This is a genomic window from Duganella sp. Root336D2 (assembly GCF_001425005.1).
In the GTDB taxonomy this organism is placed as follows: Bacteria; Pseudomonadota; Gammaproteobacteria; order Burkholderiales; family Burkholderiaceae_D; genus Rugamonas.
Window position 1 is genome coordinate 1,037,448 of record NZ_LMDB01000012.1, and the last position, 15,079, is coordinate 1,052,526.

Sequence of the window (15,079 nt, forward strand, 5' to 3'; positions counted from 1 at the left end):
TTCAATCCGCTGCCTCCAGCCTTGCTGCAGCTTCGGCAAATGCAGGGCGTGTTTCAGGTGCCGGGTGCAGGCAATCATTTGCCAGTGCCCGCACCTGGGGCAATTCTTCTTCGCCGCGTTCCAGCAGTTCTTCCAGCAAATAGCCGAAGGCCCTTACTTCCAGCCGCTCTAGCGCGGATGCGCGTACGGTGCCCGGCGCGAAGCATGAGGCCCCGCCGAAATCTCCCAGCACTGCATTGCCCTTGCCGCAGTTGAGGATATTGTGCGCGTACAGGTCACCGTGCATGATGCCGCGTTCATGCAAATGTGCTGCTGCGGAAGCAATGCTACGGGCAATGCCAAGCAGGGCTTCCGTAGTGAAGTGCTGGTCGTCGGCGTAGACGTCGCGCGTACAGCTTGCGAAGCTCGGCGGGCCCGCCAGGTTGCGTAAATCCGGGTCGACCAGCGGCATGACCAGTGCCGGCAGGCTTGCGGGATGGTCCGGAATAGTTCCAAGAACGGGAATCAGGTTGGGATGCTTGCCGGCTCCGATGCAGGCGGCGGTTTCCTGTGCCGGCAGGCCATCGCTGGTCATGGCGCCCTTATACACTTTGACCGCCACAGGCTCTCCATTGAGTATAGCCTGGTGGATCACGCCGGACGCGCCTTCGCCCAGCTTGTGCTGGATTTGCAGCTCGTCCCAGGAAATGCTGGCGGCGGGCGGGATGGCCGCCTCGCTGAAAGGATTGCCGGCAAATGCCAGCCAGGCAAGGCGCGGCATGGCAGGCAGCCAGTCCGGCAGTTCGGGGAGCCTGTTGGCCGAAATGCGCAGCAGTTCCAACTTGCTGCAGTTCGCCAGCGCGGACGGCAATGCACTTAGGCGATTACCTGACAACATGAGCTTCTGCATGTCGATGCATTTGCCGATTTCACCGGGCAGTTGTTCGATGCGGTTGTCGGTCAGGATCAACCAGCGCAGGCGAGGGGGCAGGGCGGCGGCGGGCACGCTCGTGATCCGGTTCGCCTTGAAGCCGATCATCATCAGCGAAGGGCAGCGGCCCAGTACTGCCGGCAGCTCGGTGAACTGGTTTTCGGAACAGAAGATGATGCGCAGGCGGCGCAGGCGTGGCAGGTCGTCCGGCAGGGAGGACAGGGAGTTGCCGGTAAGGTCCAGGATCTCCAGCGTTTCGGCCAGGTCGAATATCTCGCGCGGGAATTCAGTCAGGGCGCAGCGCAATTGCAGCCGCACTGCGCCGGCCAGTTCACCGGAGCGCAGTTGTTGAAGCGTTTGCATCTGGTCTCTTGGGGAGTTTTGGAGGGCGCAGTATAGCTTGTTGCGCTCAACTTTCCTCGTCCAGCATTTTCTGGATTTCCGCGCGCTCTTTGGCTGACACGTGACCGCCGCGCAGCGCCGCCATCACCAGCGCCTTGCCGGAACCGGCAAAAGCCTTGTGGATCAAGTCTTTTAATAGCGAGGTCTGGATCGAGTCCTGCTGCTCGGCAGGTGAGTAGACGTGGGCGCGCTGGCTTTCATCGCGGTTCAGCAGACCCTTGGTATGCATGACTTGCAGCAGGCGCAGCACCGTGGCGTATTGCATATCCGGCCGTGTTGCCACCGCTGCCTCATGCACCTGCCGCGCAGTCGCCGGGCCTAGCGCAAACAAGAGGCGCAGCATTTCCAGTTCGCTAGGGGTAGGTTTCGGCAGGGCCATGATAGATCCAGGAAGAACATCGATGGATCTAGAATAAATTATCTAGACATAAAAGTCTACACTCGCGAACGGCTGACTCCGTGTCACACCTTGGGGTCACACCCCAAAGGGGACACGGTCTCAAGCGTCGCACAGCCGAGCTCGTGTCACACTTGGGGTGTGACCCCATGGTGTGACACGGGCTGGGCTGTGGTGCTTTTACCAGGCGAGTTCGCCTTTGGCGACTTTGGCGCTCAGTTGCAGGGCGCTTTCAAGGCCGGCTTGCGGGTAGGAGGCCTTCATCGCTGCGACCAGGGCTGCACTGTTTGCGGCGGCTGGGGTGGCGGCTTCGAAGCGGCGCAGGTAGTCGGCGGTGTAGCTGATGGCGTCCGGCGTCAGGGCGGAGCCGGGGGCGAAGTGGCCGGGGACGACGGTGGTTGGCTTCAGGCCGGAAATTTCGTCAAGCACGGACAGCCATTGGACGCGCGATTCCGCTGTCTGGGTGTCGGCAACCCATACGTGCAGGCCTTTGAACAGCACCACGCCGCCGACCACGGCTTTGATCGATGGGATCCATACATAGCTGCGGTCGCCCTGGCCTTTGACTTGCAGCTTTTGGCCTTCCAGTTCGATGTCGCCTTGCAGAAGTTCCGGCATCACCACGCCTTTAGGGGCGTTGGCGCCGAGGATCGGGCCCCAGTAGGCAACCTTGGCCTGGGCTTTCTTTTCCATGGCGGCGATGGTGGTGCCGCGTGCCACGATGCGCGCTTGCGGGAAGGCGGCTTTCAGCACGTCCAGGCCGAAGTAGAAATCCGGGTCGCCGTGGCTGACATAAATAGTGGTCAGGCGCTTGCCGCTGGCTTTGATCTGGGCGGCCAGCTTTTCAGCTTCGGCGCGCGAGAACTGGGCGTCCACCAGCACGGCGTCTTTCTCGCCTTTTACCAGTACTGAGGCAACCGGGAAGATGGCGGCTTCGCCCGGGTTGAAAACTTCCAGCGTCAGCGGGGCGGCGGAGGCGCCAACGGTGCTTGCTGCGAATGCGGCTGCTGCGAGGGTGTGCTTGATCATCTCTGTATTCCTTTCGGTGATTGGATGGCGCCAGTGTAGGCCTTATGACATGATCGAAAAATAGCGTATATTGAAACTGTTTATTGCATAAATCGCTCATATGGACCGTATCGCTTCCGCTAATGTCTTTGTCACTATCGCCGATCGGGGCAGCCTGGCCGGGGCGGCGGAGGCGCTGGACATGTCGCGTGCCATGGTCACGCGCTACCTGGCGGAGATGGAGGAGTGGGCGGGTGCGCGCTTGCTGCACCGGACTACGCGCCGCCTGGGCCTGACCGCGGCGGGGGAGCTGACGTTGGCGCGTTGCCGTGAGCTGCTGGCGCTGGCCGGGGCGATTCCGGCGGCGGGCGATGCGGGAGCCGGGGAGCCGCGCGGCTTGCTGCGGGTGGCTTGCGCGCAGTTCCTGGCACAGGCGGCGCTGGCCGATGCGCTGGCGGAATTCTTGCGCCGGTATCCGCAGGTGACGGTCGACCTGCAGGTCGATAACCGCGCCGTAAACCTGGTCGAACAGCGCATCGATCTGGCGATCCGTATTACCAATGCGCTGGAGCCGAACCAGATTGCGCGCAAGCTGGGTGAGTGCCGCTCGATGCTGGCGGCGGCGCCGGCCTACCTGGCCGAATATGGCGCGCCGTCCGATCCGCAGGAACTGGCGCGGCATAACTGCCTGGCGTATAGCTATTTCGGCAGGAGTGTGTGGATGCTGGCGCGCGATGGCGAGCCGCCGCAGGAGGTGCCGGTGGGCGGCAATCTCTCTTCGAACGAGTCGATGGCTTTGCTGGCGGCGGCCGGGCAGGGCGCCGGCATTGCCATGCAGCCGCGCTTCGTGGTGCAGCCACTGGTGACGCAGGGCCGGCTGGTGCAGGTATTGCCGGATTGGCAACCGCAGGCTTTGGGGATTCATGCCATTTACACATCACGCCAGCACATGCCGCCTGCGCTGCGGGCCTTGCTGGATTACCTGGCCGACTGGTTCGCCCGGCGCGGCGCGGAGTTTTAGTTGTTTCAGTTCAACGACAGTGCTATGCTAGGCGACCGTTTTTGGAAAATCTGGAAACAACAGAGCCCTTCCCCACAACTTGATGTGCAATCCGCTAACCGGTCAGGCCGTGTCGCGGAAGGTTTGAACAACCCGCTAATTCCTCGCGAAGCGCGAAGAAAGGTGAGCAAAGAAATGATGCAACAACAGACGTCCAATTCCTACCTGTTTGGTGGGAACGCGCCGTACGTAGAAGAACTGTACGAGGCGTATCTTGAAAATCCTGGCTCCGTGCCAGACAACTGGCGCCAGTACTTCGACGCCATGCAGAACGTGCCGGCAGTTGACGGCAGCGCCAAGCCAGACGTCGTCCATTCGTCCGTCATCGCCTCCTTCGCCGAACGCGCGAAAGCGGGTCCAATCCGTACCATCGTCGCTTCGTCCGACGCCGAAATGGGCCGCAAGCGCGTGGCCGCCACCCAGCTGATCGCAGCCTACCGCTACCTGGGCTCTCGCTGGGCCAACCTGGATCCGCTGCAGCGCCAGGAACGTCCGAGCATTCCTGAACTGGAACCGTCGTTCTATGGCTTCACCGACGCCGACCAGGACACCGTATTCAACATCAGCAACACCTACTTCGGCCCGGAGACCGCGACCCTGCGCGACCTGACCAACCTGCTGAAGGACACCTACACCCGCTCCGTCGGCGCGGAGTACATGTACATCTCCGATCCGGCCGAAAAGCGCTGGCTGCAGGAGCGCCTGGAATCGATCCGTTCGACCCCGGCATTCACCGCCGAAAAGAAAAAGCACATCCTGGAGCGCCTGACCGCTGCTGAAGGCCTGGAGCGCTACCTCCACACCAAGTACGTCGGCCAGAAGCGCTTCTCGCTGGAAGGCGGCGAGACTTTCATCGCTTCCCTGGACGAAGTGATCCAGCGCGCCGGTGAAAAAGGCGTGCAGGAAATCGTGATCGGCATGGCCCACCGCGGCCGCCTGAACGTGCTGGTGAACACCCTGGGCAAGGCGCCTAAGGATCTGTTCGAAGAGTTCGAAGGCAAGCACGCCGACGACCTGCCGGCCGGCGACGTGAAATACCACCAAGGCTTCTCGTCCGACATCTCCACCGCAGGCGGCCCGGTCCACCTGTCGCTGGCGTTCAACCCGTCCCACCTGGAAATCGTCAACCCTGTGGTTGAAGGTTCGGTCAAGGCCCGTATGGACCGCCGCGGCGACGCGCACGGCGCGCAAGTGCTGCCGATCCTGGTGCACGGCGACGCGGCATTCGCCGGCCAGGGCGTTGTGATGGAAACCCTGAACCTGGCGCAGACCCGCGGCTACGGCACCGGCGGCACCGTGCACATCGTGATCAACAACCAGATCGGCTTCACCACCTCCGATCCGCGCGATGCGCGTTCCACCATTTACTGCTCCGACGTCGTGAAGATGATCGAAGCGCCTGTGCTGCACGTGAACGCCGACGATCCTGAAGCCGTGGTACTGGCTTCCCAGATCGCCCTGGACTACCGCCTGCAGTTCAAGAAAGACATCGTTGTCGACATCATTTGCTACCGCAAACTGGGCCACAACGAACAGGATACCCCGGCGCTGACCCAGCCGCTGATGTACAAGAAGATCGCCAAGCACCCAGGCACCCGCAAGATGTACGCGGACAAGCTGGCAACCCAGGGCGTGATCCCGGCCGACGGCGGCGACGCCATGGTGGCCGCCTACCGCGCTGCGATGGACGCTGGCAAGCACACCGTCGATCCTGTGATCTCGAACTTCAAGAACAAGTACGCCGTCGACTGGCTGCCGTTCCTGAACCGCAAATGGACCGACGCGGCCGATACCGCCGTGCCGATGACTGAGCTGAAGCGCCTGGCCACTGCCATCACCACCGTGCCGGAAAGCTTCAAGGTGCACTCGCTGGTGGAAAAAGTGCTGGCCGACCGCGCCAGCATGGGCAAGGGCGACATGAACCTGGACTGGGGCATGGGCGAGCACCTGGCGTTCGCGTCGCTGGTTTCCTCCGGCTACGCGCTGCGCCTGACCGGCCAGGACGCCGGCCGCGGCACCTTTACCCACCGCCACGCTGTGCTGCACGACCAGAACCGCGAGCGCTGGGATGCCGGTACCTACATCCCGCTGCAGAACATCTCCGAAGGCCAGGCGCCGTTCACCGTGATCGACTCCGTGCTGTCCGAAGAGGCAGTGCTGGCCTTCGAATACGGCTACTCGACCGCCGAGCCTAACACCCTGACCATCTGGGAAGCCCAGTTCGGCGACTTCGTCAACGGCGCCCAGGTTGTAATCGACCAGTTCATCAGCTCCGGCGAAGTGAAGTGGGGCCGTGCTTCCGGCCTGGTCATGATGCTGCCGCACGGTTACGAAGGCCAGGGCCCGGAGCACTCGTCGTGCCGCCCAGAGCGTTTCCTGCAGCTGTGCGCTGACAACAATATGCAAGTTGTGCAGCCGACCACCGCATCGCAGATCTTCCACGTGCTGCGCCGCCAGATGGTGCGCCAGTTCCGCAAGCCGCTGGTGATCCTGACTCCTAAGTCGCTGCTGCGTAACAAGGACGCTGGCTCCCCGCTGGAGCAACTGGCCAAGGGCGCGTTCCAGACCGTGATCGGCGAGGTGGACGAGTCGATCGACGCCAAGAAGGTCAAGCGCGTGATCGCCTGCTCCGGCAAGGTGTATTACGACATCGTGAACACCCGCAAGACCCGCGGCGCGACCGATACCGCCATCGTGCGTATCGAGCAGCTGTATCCATTCCCGCACAAGGCGTTCGCTGCTGAACTGAAGAAGTTCCCGAACCTGACCGAAGTGGTGTGGGCGCAGGACGAGCCGCAGAACCAGGGTCCTTGGTTCCAGATCCAGCACAACATCTTCGAGGCTATGGAATCGGGCCAGAAGCTGGCGTACGCCGGCCGCCCAGCTTCCGCTTCGCCTGCCGTGGGTTACTACGACAAGCACTACGCGCAGCAGAAAGACCTGCTGGAAACCGCGTTCTCGAAGCTGAAGGGCTTCATCCTGACCAAGTAATCACGCATCAAGCGGGTGAGCCGCCCGCCAGGTGCGGGCGGCGCAAAAAATACACAAAATTCGGAGTGAAAAACAAATGGCACAAATCGAAGTCAAAGTTCCTCAACTGTCGGAATCCGTCGCTGAAGCGACCCTGCTGGCCTGGCACAAGAAAGTCGGCGAGGCAGTGGCCCGCGACGAAAACATGATCGACATCGAGACCGACAAGGTTGTCCTGGAACTGCCGGCACCGGCCGCAGGCGTGGTTGTGCAGGTGATCAAGGCCGACGGCGCCACCGTGGTTGCCGGCGAAGTGATCGCCATCATCGATACCGACGCCGCCGCAGGCGCCGCTCCTTCGGCTCCAGCCGCTGCCGCTGCACCAGCTGCCGCCGCCCCAGCCGCGTCCGCCGACAAGTCCGGCGTTGCCATGCCAGCCGCCGCCAAGATCCTGTCCGAAGCCGGCATCGCCGCTTCCGACGTTGCCGGTTCCGGCAAAGACGGCCGCGTGACCAAGGGCGACGCCCTGGCTGCCGCCGCTGCGCCAAAACCAGCTGCTCCAGCTCCGCTGGCACCAGCCGCTCCTAAGGCGCAGCTGCAGAAGGTTGCTGCTCCAGCCGCCGCCAACCTGGGCGACCGTCCGGAAGAGCGCGTGCCGATGAGCCGCCTGCGCGCACGTATCGCCGAGCGCCTGGTTGAGTCCCAGTCCACCAACGCCATCCTGACCACCTTCAATGAAGTCGACATGAAGCCGGTCATGGACCTGCGTAACAAGTACAAGGACAAGTTCGAGAAGGAACACGGCGTGAAGCTGGGCTTCATGTCCTTCTTCGTCAAGGCCGCTGTGCACGCGCTGAAGAAGTACCCGATCCTGAACGCTTCGGTTGACGGCAACGACATCGTCTACCACGGCTACTTCGACATCGGTATCGCTGTGGGTTCCCCACGCGGCCTGGTGGTGCCTATCCTGCGCAATGCAGACCAGATGAGCATCGCCGAGATCGAGAAGAAGATCGGCGAATTCGGCCAGAAAGCCAAGGAAGGCAAGCTGACCCTGGAAGACCTGACCGGCGGTACCTTCTCCATCTCGAACGGCGGCACCTTCGGCTCCATGCTGTCGACCCCGATCATCAACCCACCACAATCCGCAATCCTGGGCGTGCACGCCACCAAGGACCGCGCTGTTGTCGTTGACGGCCAGATCGTGATTCGCCCAATGAACTACCTGGCGATGTCCTACGACCACCGTATCATCGACGGCCGCGAAGCTGTCCTGGGCCTGGTCGCAATGAAGGAAGCCCTGGAAGATCCAGCACGCCTGCTGCTGGACCTGTAATAAACCGGTAAGTCAGTGCCTGACCCGCAGGGTCAGGCACTTGGCCTGCAAGTCAGCGACCGCCGCCTGATAGGTGTCTGACCCTGTGGGTCGGACACCGGGTTACCGGTTTAAAAAATCGAAGGGGGTCACATGAGCGTCTCCGAAGAACTGAAGCGCCTGCACGAACTGCACCAGGCTGGTGCCCTGAGCGATGAAGAATTCGCCCGTGCCAAGGAAAAGATGCTGCAAGCCGGCGGCAGCAGCCAGCAGGCAGGCGACGATTTCGTCGCCGAAGTCGGCAGGCTGCGCCGCTCCACCACCGACCGCTGGCTGGGCGGCGTGTGCGGCGGCATCGCCAGGCAATCCGGCATCGAGTCCTGGATCTGGCGCCTGATCTTCGTTCTGGTCGCATCATGCCTCGGCTTCGGCGGCCTGATTTACATCCTTATGTGGATTTTCGTCCCCACGGACGACCAATGATTGGGAATAGACATGAGCAACAAACAATTTGACGTAGTAGTTATCGGCGCCGGTCCTGGCGGTTACATCGCCGCCATCCGCGCGGCGCAACTGGGCTTCTCCGTAGCCTGTATCGACGAATGGAGCAACGACGCCGGCAAGCCAGCCCCAGGCGGCACCTGCACCAACGTAGGCTGCATCCCATCGAAAGCGCTGCTGCAATCGTCGGAACACTTCGACCACGCATCGCACGGCTTCAAAGAGCACGGCATCAACGTGGAAGGCCTGTCCTTCGACGTCGGCCAGATGCTGAAGCGCAAGAACACCGTTGTGAAGCAAAACAACGACGGCATCCTGTTCCTGTTCAAGAAGAACAAGGTCACCTTCTTCCACGGTCGCGGCGCGTTCGCCGGCGCCGCTGGCGCGGAAGGCTACCCGATCGCCATTTCGGGCCAGACCACCGACACCATCACCGGCAAGCAGATCATCGTTGCTACCGGCTCCAATCCACGCGCACTGCCAGGCGCGCCATTCGACGAGAAACTGATCCTGTCGAACACCGGCGCCCTGAACATTGAATCCGTACCGGCCAAGCTGGGCGTGATCGGTGCCGGCGTGATCGGCCTGGAACTGGGCTCCGTGTGGCGCCGCCTGGGTTCGGAAGTGACCGTGCTGGAAGGCCTGCCGACCTTCCTCGGCGCAGTCGACGAGCAGATCGCCAAGGAAGCATTGAAGCTGCTGACCAAGCAAGGCCTGTCGATCAACCTGTCCTGCAAGATCACCAAGGTTGAAGCCGGCAAGAACAACGTCACCGTTGAATACACCGACGCCAAGGGCGAAGCCCAGAAGTCCGTGTTCGACAAGCTGATCGTCTCGATCGGCCGTACCGCCAACACCATCGGCCTGGGCGCCGACAAAGTGGGCCTGGCTGTCGACGAGCGCGGCATGATCACCGTGGATGAAGACTGCAAGACCAACCTGCCGAACGTCTGGGCAATCGGCGACGTGGTGCGCGGCCCGATGCTGGCGCACAAGGCGGAAGAGGAAGCAGTTGCCGTGGCTGAGCGTATCGCCGGCCAGCATGGCCACACCAACTTCAACACCCTGCCGTCCGTCATCTACACCCACCCGGAAATCGCTTCCGTGGGCAAGACCGAGCAGCAGCTGAAGGCTGAAGGCGTGGCATACAAAGCCGGCACCTTCCCATTCCTGGCAAACGGCCGCGCACGTGCGCTGGGCGATACCAACGGCATGGTGAAGTTCCTGGCCGATGCAAGCACCGACGAGATCCTGGGCGTGCACATTGTTGGCCCGATGGCTTCCGAGCTGATCTCCGAAGCGGTGGTGGCGATGGAGTTCAAGGCTTCTGCCGAAGACATCGCGCGCATCTGCCATGCACACCCATCGCTGTCCGAAGCGACCAAGGAAGCAGCGCTCGCTGTTGACAAGCGTACGCTGAACTTCTGATAAGGCCGGGGTCTGGCTCCGACATGAGGCACGCGCAGCGTGTTTCATGTCGGCTGCCTGACCCCATGGTTCTCAATGAACGTCCAAGAGTTTTACCAGCATGCGCTCACGCAGCGCGACTTCAAAGCCGACGCCGCCCAACAGCGCGCCGTCGACCGCCTGCAGCAGTGCTACGACGCGTGGGTCGAGTACAAATCGCAGCGCTCGAATTCCTTCAAACGCCTGATCAACCGTCCGACGCCGCCGCGCGGCGTGTACATGTGGGGCGGGGTGGGGCGCGGCAAATCCTTCCTGATGGATTCGTTCTATTCGGTGATCCCGCTGGTGCGCAAGACGCGCCTGCACTTCCACGAATTCATGCGCGACGTCCACATGCAGCTCGACGAGCTGCGCGGCGTGGAAGACCCGCTGGATGAAGTAGCAAAACGGATCGCCAAGAAGTACCGCCTGATCTGCTTCGATGAATTCCACGTATCGGACGTGGCCGACGCCATGATCCTGTACAACCTGATGAAGGCGCTGTACGACAACGGCGTATCCTTCATCATGACTTCGAATTACGAGCCGTCCACCCTGTACCCGGACGGCCTGCACCGCGACCGCATCCTGCCTACCATCGCCCTGCTGAAGGAAAAGATGGACGTGCTGAACGTGGACGCCGGCGTCGACTACCGCGGCCGCGCGCTGGAGCAGGTGGATGCCTACTACACACCGCTCAACGCCAATACCGACCACCAGTTGCGCGAGGCTTTCGCGCGCGTCGCCGAAACCTCGGATGAAGACCCGCGCATCCATGTCGAGGGCCGCGAGCTGAAAGCCCTGCGCCGCGCCGGCACCATCATCTGGTTTGACTTCGCCACACTGTGCGGCGGCCCGCGCTCGCAGAATGACTACCTGGAAATCGCCAGCCGCTTCCATACCGTGATATTGTCCGGTATTCCGATGATGTCGGCCGGACAATCGTCCGAAGCGCGCCGCTTTACCTGGTTGATCGACGTGTTCTATGACCAGAAGGTCAAGCTGATCATGTCGGCCGAGGTGGAGCCGGAAGAGCTGTACACCTCCGGTGTGCTGTCCAACGAATTCCACCGCACCGTGTCGCGCATCGTCGAGATGCAATCGCGCGAATATATGGAAAAGGAACAGCGCGGCGCTGCCGAAAAGCTGTCCTGACAAGGAGAAAGATTTGAAGAACTGGATCTGGCTGGCCATGTTGCTGCCAAGCGCTGTGCTGGCGCAGGACATCGGCCGTCCGGCGCTGACTGGCGCCCCGCGCATTCCGGAAACCCATTCGGTCGAACAGGCTGACGCGCGCCTGGTGCAGGTGAGGAAGGACCGCGAAGCGGTCGAGGCGGAGTTCAGCGCCAGCGAACAGCTTTGCTACGAGAAGTTCTTCGTCAACAATTGTATCGACAAGGCGAAGGAACAGCGCCGCCTGCGCCTGGCCGAATTACGCTCGGTGGAAGTGGAAGCGAGCTACTTCAAGCGCCGCAGTGCGGTGGAAGTGCGCGATCGCGAACTGGAAGAGCGCAACCAGAAGGATGCTGCCGAAGCGGCCTATAATGCCGCCCATCCAAAGCCGCCAAAGCCCAATCCTGAACTGAAGGCTGCGCGGAAACCGGCTGCCGTGTCGGTGCAGCAGCGCCAGGCGGAACACGATGCCCGCGAACGCGCCCGCGCCGCGCAGGAAGCCTCGGCCGCACCGGAACGCGCGGCCAAAGCCGAGGCATTCGAGCGCAAGAAGGTGGAATCGGAAAAGCGGCAGGCGCAAGTCAAGGCCAAGCTGGCCGAGAAGGAAGAGAAGAAGCGCCATGCTGCGGAGGCGCAGAAAGCCGAAGCCGCAAAAGCCGAGGCAGCAGCGAAGGCCAAAGCAGCAAAGGCCGAAGCCGCGAATAAGCCTTAAACGGCTTTACGCAGCTTCTGCACGGTGTAGTTGACCGCTTCTTTCGGCGGCGCGACCAGCTTGATGATCGCCATCGAGCAGTTGTCGCCCTTGCCCTGCGCACGTTCGCGCGCCTTGTTGATCAGCAGTTCGGCCGCTTCGCGCGGCGATTTCTTGGCGATTGCGCTCGCCAGTTCCACATCCGCAAAATACGACCACAGGCCGTCCGAGCAAAGCAGGAATGCATTGCCTGCCTTGAGGTCTTCCTGCACGCCAAACGTGACGAACGGCTCCCGGTTCTTGTTACCGAGCGCGTTGTTGAGCAGTTTGGCCTGGCGGTGCTTGCGCGCCGCTTCTTCCGGCAGGTTTTCCTTTGCCATCAGGTGGGCGACGTATTCGGCATCGCTGCTGCGGGCCAGGCATTCCTTGTTGTCAAAACGATACAGCCGTGAGTCGCCGACGATGGCCCAGACAGCCTGGCGTTCAGGCGTCAGCACCATCAACACCATGCTCGACTGCGGTTCGCTGGCACCCGTGCGCGGGTCCATCACCAGGATCTGGTGCACATCGTGCGCGATCTCGCGCAGTAATTCTTGCAGGCGCGGCAAGTGGACGGACTCCGCGGCCCGGTATTCTTCAAACAATTGTTTAGCCGTATGCAGCACCTGTTCCGCACCAGTGGCACCGCCGCTGATGCCATCAGCCAGTACGGCTAGCACATAGCCGGGCGCTTTTTGCGCAGTAAACAACGCGACACGGTCATTTTGTTGGGGCCGGCTACCGATGTGTTGCGCGGTTCCGGCCTCGATTTTGTACGTGCTCATAGGGACTTGACAGCTTCTTTCCAATGACTACCTGAGTTAAACTATGCACAGTGTGCAGTTTCGTAGCAAGTATAGCCTGTTGTCCGTACGAAACTGTAAGCAAACGTTAAACGAAATCGTGCCGACTTACCATTTATGATCAACAAAGAAGAAATTCAGCGTCGCATCGTTGAGCTCGATGTCGAGCACCGCGACCTGGATGCAGTCATTGAAATGTTGACCCTGGATGGTCACCACGATCAACTTCAATTGCGCCGCCTCAAGAAGCGTAAGTTGCAATTGAAAGACTATATCACCCTGCTGAAAATGCAATTGGTGCCCGACGTACCGGCCTGAGCAGGGCCACTCATTCTTCTACTAACTTGACAGATCCACAACAGCCGACCGCCGCTCCCGGCGCGCCGAACGAGCCGGTTTTTGCTCCAGGGGCGCATGACGCCGATATTGAGCGCCTGTTTGGACCCGGCGGCCCCCTGGGCCCGGCGGTGGGCGGTTTTCGTCCACGCAAATCGCAGACCGAGATGGCCAAGGCGATCGCCGATGCCATCGCCAAGCAGCAGACCCTGATCGCCGAAGCCGGCACCGGCACCGGCAAGACCTTCGCCTACCTGGTGCCCGCGCTGCTGTGGGGCGGCAAGACCATCGTCTCCACCGGCACCAAGAACTTGCAGGACCAGCTGTTCCTGCGCGATATCCCGACCATCCGTGCGGCGCTGCAGGCGCCGGTGTCGGTCGCGCTGCTGAAGGGGCGCTCCAACTACCTGTGCCACTATCACCTGGAACGCACGCTGCAGAACGGCCGCATGACCTCGCGCGAGGACGTGGGCTACCTGCGTGAGATTTCGCGTTTCCTGAAGATGACCAGCACCGGCGACAAGGCCGAACTGGCGCGCGTGCCGGAAAATGCGCTGGTGTGGAACCTGGTGACGTCGACCCGCGAAAACTGCATGGGGCAGGAGTGCCAGTATTACCAGGATTGCTTCGTGATGAAGGCGCGCCGCGAGGCGCAGCAGGCCGACGTTGTGGTGGTCAACCACCACCTGTTCTTCGCCGACGTGGCGCTGAAGGACACCGGCGTGGCCGAGCTGCTGCCATCGGCGAATACCGTGATCTTCGACGAGGCGCACCAGTTGCCCGATACGGCCACTTTGTTCTTTGGCGACAGCGTTTCGACTTCGCACGTACTGGAGCTGTGCCGCGACGTGCTGGCCGAGGGCCTGGCCCATGCGCGCGACGGCGCCGAGTGGGCCAAGGTCGTCACCCCGGTGGAGAAGGCGGCGCGCGACCTGCGCCTGACCTTCACGCAGGACATCGTGCGCATGTCGCTGCCGCAGATCGCGCCGTCCAGCGATTTCTTCCCCGCGCTGCAGACGCTGAAGGATGAACTGATCGATATGGTGGCCGTGCTGGAGCAGAACGCTGAGCGCGCCGAGACCATCGAACAATGCCGTGTGCGCGGCAGCGAGCTGTCGGCCAAGCTGGAAGCCTGGAAGTTCGACCCGAAGGCCAAGGTGGCTGCCGGCGAAGAAGCGGTGTTCTGGGTGGAAGCCTTCCAAAGCTCGCTGCAGCTGCATAAGACGCCGCTGTCGATTGCGCCGATCTTCAACGGCCAGCGCGAAGGCGTGCCGCGCAGCTGGATCTTCACTTCCGCCACGCTGGCGGTGAAAAACGATTTCACCCACTTCGCCCAGCAACTGGGGCTGGAGAACGAAGTCGCGCGCAACTGGCCCAGCCCGTTCAATTACGAAGAGCAGGGCTTCCTGTACGTGCCGCAGGGCCTGCCGGACCCGAATTCGATGGGCTACACCGACGCCGTGCTGGATGCGGCGCTGCCGATCATCGAAGCGGCCGGCGGCCGCACCTTCCTGCTGTGCACCACGCTGCGCGCGGTCAAGCGCGCGGCCGAGCGATTGCGCGATGAATTCGACAAGCGCGGCCTGAAGTTCCCGCTGTTCGTGCAGGGCGACCGTGGCCGTACCGAGCTGCTCGACCAGTTCCGCAAGGCCGGCAACGGCGTGCTGATTGGTTCCCAGAGCTTCTGGGAAGGCGTGGACGTGCGCGGCGAAGCGCTCTCGCTGGTGATCATCGACAAGCTGCCTTTTGCTCCGCCTGACGACCCGGTGCTGGCCGCTCGTATCGAAGTGATGGAGCGCCAGGGCCTGAACGGCTTCATGGGTCATACGCTGCCGGAAGCGATCATCAACCTGAAGCAGGGCGCCGGCCGTTTGATTCGCGACGAAGGCGACCGCGGCGTGCTGATGCTGTGCGACCCGCGCGTGATCTCCAAGCCTTACGGCCGCCGCATCTGGCAAAGCCTGCCGCCGTTCAAGCGCACGCGCGAAGCGGCGGATGTCATAGAATTTTTCAAGGGTCATTAATCGC

Annotated in this window: 13 protein-coding genes; 9 read left to right on the top strand and 4 right to left on the bottom strand. The window is 62.1% G+C overall.

What is annotated here, in order from left to right:
• Position 1: 1 nt before the first annotated feature.
• From ASD07_RS14895 to ASD07_RS14905, 3 genes are all read right to left on the bottom strand, one after another.
• Positions 2-1,273: a leucine-rich repeat-containing protein kinase family protein gene (locus tag ASD07_RS14895; protein ID WP_055931482.1), complete on the bottom strand. Its 1,272-nt coding sequence runs from the start codon at positions 1,271-1,273 to the stop codon at positions 2-4.
• Between the two features lie 46 nt (positions 1,274-1,319).
• Positions 1,320-1,691 (bottom strand): BlaI/MecI/CopY family transcriptional regulator, encoded by a 372-nt coding sequence (locus tag ASD07_RS14900; RefSeq protein ID WP_055931485.1) that lies wholly within the window; start codon positions 1,689-1,691, stop codon positions 1,320-1,322.
• A gap of 198 nt (positions 1,692-1,889) precedes the next feature.
• Positions 1,890-2,738, bottom strand: coding sequence for an MBL fold metallo-hydrolase (locus ASD07_RS14905; RefSeq protein ID WP_055931488.1), 849 nt, complete (start codon positions 2,736-2,738; stop codon positions 1,890-1,892).
• A gap of 100 nt (positions 2,739-2,838) precedes the next feature.
• Here ASD07_RS14905 and ASD07_RS14910 point away from each other — a divergent pair, with 100 nt between their 5' ends.
• The 7 genes from ASD07_RS14910 (at position 2,839) to ASD07_RS14940 (ending at position 11,894) form a co-directional block, all read left to right on the top strand.
• On the top strand, positions 2,839-3,738 hold the full coding sequence (locus ASD07_RS14910; protein WP_055931491.1) for a LysR family transcriptional regulator: 900 nt from the start codon (positions 2,839-2,841) through the stop codon (positions 3,736-3,738).
• 174 nt (positions 3,739-3,912) lie between these two features.
• Positions 3,913-6,768 (top strand): 2-oxoglutarate dehydrogenase E1 component, encoded by a 2,856-nt coding sequence (locus ASD07_RS14915; RefSeq protein ID WP_055931494.1) that lies wholly within the window; start codon positions 3,913-3,915, stop codon positions 6,766-6,768.
• A gap of 76 nt (positions 6,769-6,844) precedes the next feature.
• Positions 6,845-8,083: a 2-oxoglutarate dehydrogenase complex dihydrolipoyllysine-residue succinyltransferase gene (gene odhB, locus ASD07_RS14920; protein WP_055931498.1), complete on the top strand. Its 1,239-nt coding sequence runs from the start codon at positions 6,845-6,847 to the stop codon at positions 8,081-8,083.
• Positions 8,084-8,215: 132 nt separating this feature from the next.
• The gene (locus ASD07_RS14925) at positions 8,216-8,545 is read left to right on the top strand and encodes a PspC domain-containing protein (protein WP_055931501.1); all 330 of its coding nucleotides are present in this window, start codon (positions 8,216-8,218) and stop codon (positions 8,543-8,545) included.
• A 12-nt stretch (positions 8,546-8,557) separates the two neighbouring features.
• A complete protein-coding gene (lpdA, locus tag ASD07_RS14930; protein WP_055931504.1) occupies positions 8,558-9,991 on the top strand; it encodes a dihydrolipoyl dehydrogenase in 1,434 nt (477 codons plus the stop codon).
• 75 nt (positions 9,992-10,066) lie between these two features.
• On the top strand, positions 10,067-11,164 hold the full coding sequence (zapE, locus tag ASD07_RS14935; RefSeq protein WP_055931508.1) for a cell division protein ZapE: 1,098 nt from the start codon (positions 10,067-10,069) through the stop codon (positions 11,162-11,164).
• A 13-nt stretch (positions 11,165-11,177) separates the two neighbouring features.
• A complete protein-coding gene (locus ASD07_RS14940) occupies positions 11,178-11,894 on the top strand; it encodes a hypothetical protein (protein ID WP_055931511.1) in 717 nt (238 codons plus the stop codon).
• Here ASD07_RS14940 and ASD07_RS14945 read toward each other — a convergent pair.
• Positions 11,891-12,697 (bottom strand): PP2C family serine/threonine-protein phosphatase, encoded by an 807-nt coding sequence (locus tag ASD07_RS14945; protein WP_055931514.1) that lies wholly within the window; start codon positions 12,695-12,697, stop codon positions 11,891-11,893. The two genes, ASD07_RS14940 and ASD07_RS14945, sit on opposite strands and share 4 nt — an antisense overlap.
• Before the next feature lie 135 nt (positions 12,698-12,832).
• Here ASD07_RS14945 and ASD07_RS14950 point away from each other — a divergent pair, with 135 nt between their 5' ends.
• Positions 12,833-13,033 carry a YdcH family protein gene (locus ASD07_RS14950; protein WP_055931517.1) on the top strand — a complete coding sequence of 67 codons (201 nt, stop codon included), beginning with the start codon at positions 12,833-12,835 and terminating at the stop codon, positions 13,031-13,033.
• 26 nt (positions 13,034-13,059) lie between these two features.
• A complete protein-coding gene (locus ASD07_RS14955; RefSeq protein WP_055931519.1) occupies positions 13,060-15,075 on the top strand; it encodes an ATP-dependent DNA helicase in 2,016 nt (671 codons plus the stop codon).
• Positions 15,076-15,079 lie beyond the last annotated feature (4 nt).

Coding starts and splice junctions, on each gene's coding strand:
- ASD07_RS14895 (WP_055931482.1), bottom strand. CDS start 1,273: ATGCAAACGCTTCAACAACTGCGCTCCGGTGAACTGGCCGGCGCAGTG.
- ASD07_RS14900 (WP_055931485.1), bottom strand. CDS start 1,691: ATGGCCCTGCCGAAACCTACCCCTAGCGAACTGGAAATGCTGCGCCTC.
- ASD07_RS14905 (WP_055931488.1), bottom strand. CDS start 2,738: ATGATCAAGCACACCCTCGCAGCAGCCGCATTCGCAGCAAGCACCGTT.
- ASD07_RS14910 (WP_055931491.1), top strand. CDS start 2,839: ATGGACCGTATCGCTTCCGCTAATGTCTTTGTCACTATCGCCGATCGG.
- ASD07_RS14915 (WP_055931494.1), top strand. CDS start 3,913: ATGATGCAACAACAGACGTCCAATTCCTACCTGTTTGGTGGGAACGCG.
- odhB (WP_055931498.1), top strand. CDS start 6,845: ATGGCACAAATCGAAGTCAAAGTTCCTCAACTGTCGGAATCCGTCGCT.
- ASD07_RS14925 (WP_055931501.1), top strand. CDS start 8,216: ATGAGCGTCTCCGAAGAACTGAAGCGCCTGCACGAACTGCACCAGGCT.
- lpdA (WP_055931504.1), top strand. CDS start 8,558: ATGAGCAACAAACAATTTGACGTAGTAGTTATCGGCGCCGGTCCTGGC.
- zapE (WP_055931508.1), top strand. CDS start 10,067: ATGAACGTCCAAGAGTTTTACCAGCATGCGCTCACGCAGCGCGACTTC.
- ASD07_RS14945 (WP_055931514.1), bottom strand. CDS start 12,697: ATGAGCACGTACAAAATCGAGGCCGGAACCGCGCAACACATCGGTAGC.
- ASD07_RS14950 (WP_055931517.1), top strand. CDS start 12,833: ATGATCAACAAAGAAGAAATTCAGCGTCGCATCGTTGAGCTCGATGTC.